Raw genomic sequence first — 8234 nt, 5'->3', positions numbered from 1 at the left:
CCCCAGGAGTCGGTCCCGCCCGCCGCGCCGGCCCCGGCTCCGCAGCAGTCGACGCCCGCGCCGGCCCCGTCCTCGTACAACCAAAGCTCGTACAACCAGGGCGCGAACAGCCAAGGCCAGCAGGGCCAGCAGGGCGGCCCGAGCCAGAACAGCCAGAACAACCGGGGCTCCTACGACCAGGAGCCGCCGCCGGTCTCCATCGAGGACGACATCCCGGGAGAGGACGACCCGGACCTCGACGAGAGCGCGTTGAGCGGTCACGACCTGATCGTCCGCGAGCTGGGCGCCACGGTTATCGAAGAGATCGCGAACGAGTAGGTCCGCAGCCGCCGAGTTTCGGACCTTCCCACAAGCTCCAAGGGCCCCCGCTCGTACAAATACACCGGACCCCACCGGCTAGGCTTCCGACCGTGAAGGTCCTTGTCATCGGCGGCGGCGCCCGCGAACACGCCCTGTGCCGCTCTCTGTCCCTCGACCCCGACGTGACCGCTCTGCACTGCGCGCCAGGCAACGCCGGGATCGCCGAGGTCGCCGAGCTGCACCCGGTCGACGCCATGGACGGAGCGGCGGTCGCCGCGCTCGCCCAGGAGCTGTCGGCCGACCTGGTCGTGGTCGGCCCGGAGGCCCCGCTCGTCGCGGGAGTCGCCGACGCCGTACGGGAAGCGGGCATCCCCTGCTTCGGCCCGACCGGTGAAGCGGCCCAGCTGGAGGGCTCCAAGGCCTTCGCGAAGGACGTGATGGCCGGCGCCGGCGTCCCCACCGCGCGCAGCTACGTCTGCACCACCGACGCGGAGATCGACGAGGCGCTCGACGCCTTCGGCGCCCCGTATGTGGTGAAGGACGACGGTCTCGCGGCCGGCAAGGGCGTCGTCGTCACCGACGACATCGACAAGGCCCGCGCCCACGCCCGGGCCTGCGACCGCGTGGTCATCGAGGAGTTCCTCGACGGCCCCGAGGTCTCGCTGTTCGCGATCACCGACGGCGTCACCGTCCTGCCGCTCACGCCCGCCCAGGACTTCAAGCGCGCCCTGGACGACGACGAGGGCCCCAACACCGGCGGCATGGGCGCCTATTCGCCGCTGCCGTGGGCCGACCCCAAGCTGGTCGACGAGGTCATGGCCACCGTCCTGCAGCCCACGGTCGACGAGCTGCGCCGCCGCGGCACGCCCTTCGCCGGTCTCCTGTACGCGGGTCTGGCGATCACCAGCCGAGGCGTACGGGTCATCGAGTTCAACGCGCGCTTCGGCGACCCCGAGACCCAGGTCGTCCTGGCCCGGCTCCAGACCCCCCTCGCCGGCGTCCTGCTCAACGCCGCGAACGGCACCCTCGACACCGAGCCCCCGCTGCGCTGGCGCGACGACGCGGCCGTCACCGTGGTCATCGCCTCGCACAACTACCCGGACACCCCGCGCACCGGCGACGTCATCGAAGGCCTCGACGAGGTGGCCGCACAGGATGCCCCCGATGCGTACGTCCTGCACGCCGGGACGAAGCGCGACGCGGACGCCGTGGTCAGCGCGGGCGGCCGGGTGCTCTCCGTGACCGCGACCGGCAAGGACCTGGCCGAGGCCCGCGAGCGCGCCTACCGGGCCGTCGCGCGGATCCGTCTGGACGGCTCCCAGCACCGCAGCGACATCGCCGCCAAGGCCGCGGGGGCCTGACCCCACCGCACTCCTCCTGTACGCCGGGCGCACGCCCATGGCGCACCGAACACGGGGCCGGATCTGACACAAGATCCGGTCCCGTTTCGTCATGCACCTTTGCCCAAAGCCATTCCATCGAGTGACCGATCCCCCATCCGGCTGACGGGCCCCGAGGCCCCAACTAGGGTGCGGCGCAAGCGTTCCCGGTGCCCCGTAGCCAAACAGCCCACTGGCATTGCGATGTCAGTGGCGGGTGCCACAGTGGGGGAGTGAGCAGAGCCGTCGCAGCACGAAGGGGGTGACGTCCGGCCGTGTCCGGAACCGGTACAGGTGGTGAGCGGGGCGCAGTCGGCGCACGTGCCCGCGCTCTCGCCGTCCTGCGCATCCGCAGCAGGGCTCTCGCCGTGGCGCTGCTGCCCGCGGCGGTGGCCGTGGTGCTGCTCGCGGGCGGGGTCACGGGCCGTCTGGGTGGCGGGAGTTGGGATCTCGCGCGCTGGATCTCGAGCGCCGTCGCCGTCGTCGTCCTGCTCGCCGCCACCGTCGTCGCCCTCTTCGTGGCGCGCTCGCGCCCTGCGCTCAGCCCCACCGTGCCGATCGCCGAGAAATCCGCCCCGGACCTCTACCGCCTGGTGCGCGAGCTCGCCGACCGGCTCGATGTCCCCGCGCCCTCCGCGATAGCTCTCACCCCGGACTGCGACAGCTGGCTCGAGGACCGCACCCACCGGGCGCACGCCCCGGCCCGCCCGGGCCTGGTGCAGCGCGTGCTCGCGGGCATACGCGGTCGCCGTGGCCCTCGGGACACGGATCCCGGTCTCGCGGGCACGGGGACCGGTCATTCGGACATGCCAGGTCTCTCAGGCACGCCCGGTCTTTCGGACCGGCGGGGGGATGAAGCGGCAGCGGTACGAGGGGACGCGAGCGCGGCCGTACAGGGGGAGGTGAGCGCGGCCGTACAGGGGCAGGACTCCGCCGCCGTACGGGGACGCGACACCGTCGCCGCTCGTGCCGACGCGGCCGAGACCCGTCCGGTCGCCCCGGTCCTCGTGATCGGTTCGCCCTTCCTGTGGTGGATGCGCGTCGCCGAGCTGCGGGCGCTGCTCGCCCCCGTCGTCGCCGGTACGGGGCCGTCCGCCCACCCCGACATAGCCGCCGCCCGCCGTTTCGTACGGGGCCTCGACGCCGCCGTCGCCGTGGCGGAGCGGCCCGGGCGCGGGCCCGCCGGGCGCCTGGTGCTCGCCGGGGTCGGCTTTGTCTGCCGGCTGATGCTCCGCGCCTGCCGCGGGCATGCGGCGGAGATGGAGCGGGGGGTCGCGGCGGCCGCCGCCGACCGTGCGCAGACCGTGGACTACGGGCTCAGGATCGTCGCCCAGGAGCAGGTCGGCCTCGCGTACGCCGGCTGGGACCGGCTGCTCACCAAGGTCGCGCTGCCCGCCTGGCGCATGGGCCGCTGGCCGTCCCGGCTCGACGCCGGAGTGGTCGCCGCGCTCACCGAGCTGTCCCGCCGCGACCGCCTCGCCGAAGGCTTCGCCTCGCGGCTCGGCGAGCGGCCCGCGTGCGATCTGCTCGAGGAGCCCGGCGCGGTGGACGAGGCGGCCTCGCTGCTCGCGGCCCGGCTCTTCCATGGCGAACAGGGTGCGGGCTGGGCGCCGGTCGACTGGCAGGAGTATCCGGAGGAGGTCGTCGACCGCAAGTGGCGGATGGACGCGGCCCGGCTGCACCGGGCCCTCGACTCCCTCGGCGTGGGACGGGCCACGGCACCGGACATGGACCCGCAGGCGCCCACGCTGGCGCGGGTGATGGAGCATCTGGCGTCCGAGCACTGTGAAGAGGGCGCTGGCGAAGGGGAGTTGGGCGCAGAGGGTGTGCCGACGGGTTCGAGTTCGGTCGACTTGGGCGCTGAGGTTGCGTCCACGGGTCCGGTCGACTTGGGTACGGAGATGGCGTCGACGGGGCCGGTCGACTCGGAGCTCACGCCTGGAACCGGCCATGTGGATCCCGAGTTCACGCATCTGGATCCGGCCGCCCCCGACCTCGACGCGGACCACGACCCCACAGAGCCCTCCCACCTCGCCCCCCAGGGCGAGCAACTGGCCGCCGTACTCACCGTGGAGCTGGCCCGCGAGGAGAGCACCGCGCCGAGCACCCCGCCTCAGCCGGCCGTGACGGACGACGCGTCCTGGGACGACGCGCTGCTTCCGCTGTTCCCGATGCAACCACCGCGCTCCGGCCGGGAGTTGCTGGCCGACCACGTCACCGCGATGGTCTGCTGCGCCGCCGTCGACACCGCCGGCGCGGCCCCCGGACTCGACTGGCTCGACGGCCCCACCCTGCTCGTCGACGGCGTACGCGCCGCCGACCTCAGCCCCCGGGTGCTCAGCCTCGTCGAGGACGGCGACCCCGAACCCCTGCGCGGCTGGCTCGCGGGACTCGGCGTGCGACCGGAGAAACCGGTGCGGCTGGTCTGAGCCACCGCCACCGCCACCCAAACCGCCACCGAAGCCACCGCCGTCACCACCACCACCGCCACCCAAACCGCCCCCGCTCACCCGGAGTCCCACGTTCCGTTCACGTCAATCCACAACGAACGGTGACGAGATGCGTGCTTAATGTGATGTGCTGGGATCGACCGCCGACTGGCACAGCTCGGCGCACGTTCCAGCAGCCGCCGGCCACCGATCGATCAGCACGAAGAGCACCGATCGCGGCCGGTCACAGCAGACGCAGGACCCGGGGGACGAGGGAGGGGAGCGGCATGGGTGGCGGCAGAGTGCCGAAAAACGCAACGCCCGGCGCGGGCACGCCGATCAGGCGCTGGGAGTCCGGCGCCCTCGCCCACGCCGTGAGCGACCCCTTCGGCCAGGGCCCGCTGCCCTGGCTGCGCGGCAGCGAGCACTACTTCGACGACACGGGCCAGGTCGTCCCCTGGTACATCGACCACGCCCCGGCCCCCGGCGCCCGTATCCCCGCGCCCCGCAGCACCACGGGACCGCGCACGGCCGACGATGTGCACCAGCAGGTCAAGGGATTCACCTCTACGGGTGCCGCCGCCCCCGGCGAGTCCATCGACTTCCACATCACCGTGGACCCGCCGCAGCAGTTCGGCGTCGACATCTACCGGATCGGGCACTACGGCGGCGACGGCGCCTCGAAGATCACCACGAGCCCACGGCTCTCCGGCATCGTCCAGCCGCCCCCGCTGGCCGCCGACCGCACGGTCTCCTGCCATCACTGGTGGCTCTCCTGGCGGCTGCAGATCCCGAGTTACTGGAACACGGGCGCGTACGTGGCAGTCCTGACCACCGCCGACGGATACCGCTCGCACATCCCGTTCACGGTCCGCGACGACCGCCCGGCGGATCTGCTGCTCCTGCTCCCGGACGTGACCTGGCAGGCGTACAACCTCTACCCGGAGGACGGCCGTACGGGCGCCAGCCTCTACCACGCCTGGGACGAACAGGGCTCGCTGCTCGGCGAGAGCGACGCCGCCATCACGGTCTCCTTCGACCGCCCGTACGCGGGCGCGGGACTGCCGCTCCACGTGGGCCACGCCTACGACTTCATCCGCTGGGCCGAGCGCTACGGCTATGACCTCGCGTACGCCGATACGCGCGATCTGCACGCGGGACGCGTCGATCCGACCCGCTACCGGGGCCTGGTCTTCCCGGGCCACGACGAGTACTGGTCGGTGCCGATGCGCCGCACCACGGAGCAGGCCCGTGACGGCGGCACCTCGCTCGTCTTCCTCTCCGCCAACACCATGTACTGGCAAGTGGAGTTGAGCCCCTCGCCCTCCGGCGTCCCCGACCGTCTGCTCACCTGCCGCAAGCGCCGCGGCCCCGGCAGGCCCGCGCTCTGGCGTGAAGTGGACCGCGCGGAACAGCAGTTGATGGGCATCCAGTACGCGGGCCGGGTCCCCGAGCCGTCGCCCCTCGTCGTACGCAATGCGGACCACTGGCTGTGGGACGCGACCGGTGCGCATGAAGGGGACGAGATCGAGGACCTGGTCGCGGGCGAGGCCGACCGCTACTACCCGCGCACCCCGCTGCCCGAGCACCAGGGCCGCATCCTGCTCGCGCACTCCCCGTACCGGGACGGCGAGGGGGCCAAGCGCCACCAGGAGACGTCCCTGTACCGGGCGCCGTCCGGCGCGCTGGTCTTCGCGTCCGGGACCTTCGCGTGGTCACCGGCGCTGGACCGGCCCGGCCATGTGGACACCCGTATCCAGCGGGCGACCGCCAATCTGCTCGACCGCATCTGCAAGCGCGACTGAGGCAGCCGACCTGCGGCAGCCACCCGAGGCAGCCGACCGAGGCCGTCAGCCAAGGCGGCCGACCGAGGCAGCCACCCAGGGCAGCCGACCGAGGCCGTCAGCCAAGGCGGCCGACCGAGGCAGCCACCCAGGGCAGCCGACCATGGCCGCCCACCAAGGCAGCCCACCGAGGCCGCCACCTGAGCAGCCCACCGAGGCGCGCGGACCGCCGCGTGCCCCACCCCTGGTCAGCGGCACCTTCGCGATAGGCGAGAATCGGACCGCTGGCCGAAACGACGGGGAGGAACCATGCCCGGATTCGTAGAAAAGCCCGAGCCGATCGAGGTGCCGGGCCTGGTGCACCTGCACACCGGCAAGGTGCGCGACCTGTACCAGAACGAAGCGGGCGACCTCGTGATGGTCGCCAGCAACCGCACCTCCGCGATGGACTGGGTGCTGCCCACGGAGATCCCCGACAAGGGCCGCATCCTCACGCAGCTGTCCCTGTGGTGGTTCGACCAGCTCGCGGACCTCGTCCCGCACCATGTCCTGTCCACCGAGGTCCCGGCCGGTGCGCCGGCGGACTGGGCGGGCCGGGTCCTGATCTGCAAGTCCCTGGCGATGGTCCCGGTCGAGTGCGTCGCGCGCGGCTATCTCACGGGCTCCGGCCTCGTCGAGTACGAGCAGAGCCGCACGGTCTGCGGCCTCGCCCTGCCCGAGGGCCTGGTCGACGGCTCGGAGCTGCCCGCCCCGATCTTCACGCCCGCGATGAAGGCCGCGGTCGGCGAGCACGACGAGAACGTGAGTTACGAGGAAGTGGCCCGCGAAGTCGGCGCCGAGACCGCAGCCCAGCTGCGCCAGACGACCCTGGCCGTCTACGGCCGCGCCCGGGACATCGCCCGTGACCGGGGCATCATCCTCGCGGACACCAAGTTCGAGTTCGGCTACGAGGGCGAGACGCTGGTCATCGCGGACGAGGTCCTCACCCCGGACTCCTCGCGCTTCTGGCCGGCGGACCAGTGGCAGCCGGGGCAGACCCAGCCGTCCTTCGACAAGCAGATCATCCGGAACTGGCTGAAGTCCGACGAGGCCGGCTGGGTCCGCCAGGGCCCGCAGGGCGAGAACCCGCCCCCGCCGCTGTCGCCCGAGATCGTCGAGCGCACCCGCTCGCGCTACATCGAGGCGTACGAACTCCTCACGGGGACGAGCTGGTAATCCGCGTACGCGAAAGGCCCCCGGTGAGAACCGGGGGCCTTCTGCTTATGGAGCGAACGACGAGGTTCGAACTCGCGACCTCAACCTTGGCAAGGTTGCGCTCTACCAACTGAGCTACGTTCGCACGCACGGTGGGCTTTCGCCGTAGTGCGGAGACCACTATACCCAACCGCGCTCGCGCGCGAGGCGCACCGCCGCATGACGGTTCTCGACCCCGAGTTTCGAGACGGCCGCGGAGAGATAGTTCCGCACGGTCCCCGGCGACAGCGCCGCCCGTTCGGCAATCTCCGACACCGGCGCACCGTCCGCCGCCAGCTCGAGAACCTCCGCCTCGCGCGCGGTCAGCGGCGAGTCCCCGGAGGAGATGGCGTCGGCCGCCAACTCCGGGTCCACATAACGGTTTCCGGCATGCACGGTACGGATGATCTCGGCGAGCCGCTGCGCACTCACGGTCTTCGGCACGAACCCCCGTACACCCGCTTCGAGCGCCCGCTTCAGATGCCCGGGCCGCCCATGACTCGTCACGATCATGGTCTGGCAGGACGGGAGTTCACGCCGCAGCGATGTGGCCACGCTCACACCGTCCGCGCCCGGCATCTGCAGATCGAGCACGGCGACGTCCGGCCGGTGCGCGAGCGCCATGGCGAGCGCCTCGGGCCCGGAGGCCGCCTCCGCGACGACGGTCAGATCGTCCTCGAGCGCGAGCAGTGCGGCCAGCGCCCCGCGGATCAGGTGCTCGTCGTCGGCGAGCAGGATTCTCAGGGACGGCACATCCGCGGAAGCGGGCTCGGTCATCGGGCGGCCTCGTTCTCGTTCGTACGGGGAGCGGATTCTGTGGTCGTACGGGAAGCGGATTTCGAGGCCGTACGGGAAGCCGTACGGGAAGCAGATGCGGGTTCGGGCACCCCCAGCGGCACCTCGGCCACCAGCTCGAACATTCCGTCTCCGGCCGGCCCCGCCTCGAGGCGGCCGCCGAGCGCCGCGAGCCGCTCCCGCAGTCCCGCGAGGCCGGAACCGCCGGGGCCCGGCGTTGTCAGTGGGTCCCGATAGCCTCTAAGGGGCTCGGCCCCCGGGAGGGCGGGGTCTGTTCCCGCACCGTCGTTGTCGACCGTGAGCACAGCCCTCCC

5 protein-coding genes, 1 tRNA gene and 2 pseudogenes are annotated in these 8234 nt (G+C 72.3%); 5 read left to right on the top strand and 3 right to left on the bottom strand.

The window, feature by feature from the left end; translation table 11 throughout:
* The 5 genes and pseudogenes from G6045_RS41780 to G6045_RS37485 form a co-directional block, all read left to right on the top strand.
* A pseudogene (locus tag G6045_RS41780) lies at window positions 1-318 on the top strand (DNA polymerase III subunit gamma and tau); the annotation flags it as partial.
* A gap of 92 nt (window positions 319-410) precedes the next feature.
* Window positions 411-1661 (top strand): phosphoribosylamine--glycine ligase, encoded by a 1251-nt coding sequence (gene purD / locus G6045_RS37505; RefSeq protein ID WP_165336713.1) that lies wholly within the window; start codon window positions 411-413, stop codon window positions 1659-1661.
* A gap of 293 nt (window positions 1662-1954) precedes the next feature.
* Window positions 1955-4108 carry a hypothetical protein gene (locus tag G6045_RS37500; RefSeq protein ID WP_165336712.1) on the top strand — a complete coding sequence of 718 codons (2154 nt, stop codon included), beginning with the start codon at window positions 1955-1957 and terminating at the stop codon, window positions 4106-4108.
* Between the two features lie 302 nt (window positions 4109-4410).
* On the top strand, window positions 4411-5913 hold the full coding sequence (locus G6045_RS37490) for a N,N-dimethylformamidase beta subunit family domain-containing protein (RefSeq protein WP_328708049.1): 1503 nt from the start codon (window positions 4411-4413) through the stop codon (window positions 5911-5913).
* Between the two features lie 288 nt (window positions 5914-6201).
* A complete protein-coding gene (locus G6045_RS37485; protein WP_165336710.1) occupies window positions 6202-7107 on the top strand; it encodes a phosphoribosylaminoimidazolesuccinocarboxamide synthase in 906 nt (301 codons plus the stop codon).
* A 48-nt stretch (window positions 7108-7155) separates the two neighbouring features.
* Here G6045_RS37485 and G6045_RS37480 read toward each other — a convergent pair.
* From G6045_RS37480 to G6045_RS41775, 3 genes and pseudogenes are all read right to left on the bottom strand, one after another.
* A tRNA-Gly gene (locus G6045_RS37480) sits at window positions 7156-7231 on the bottom strand.
* 35 nt (window positions 7232-7266) lie between these two features.
* Window positions 7267-7902, bottom strand: coding sequence for a response regulator transcription factor (locus G6045_RS37475; protein WP_165336709.1), 636 nt, complete (start codon window positions 7900-7902; stop codon window positions 7267-7269).
* A pseudogene (locus G6045_RS41775) lies at window positions 7899-8234 on the bottom strand (hypothetical protein); the annotation flags it as partial. The pseudogene G6045_RS41775 and the gene G6045_RS37475, both read right to left, overlap by 4 nt.

Source organism: Streptomyces mesophilus, assembly GCF_011044995.1.
GTDB classification, from domain to species: domain Bacteria; phylum Actinomycetota; class Actinomycetes; order Streptomycetales; family Streptomycetaceae; genus Streptomyces; species Streptomyces mesophilus.
The sequence above is the reverse complement of the archived record's forward strand: the minus strand, read 5'-3'. Positions and strand labels throughout refer to the sequence as shown.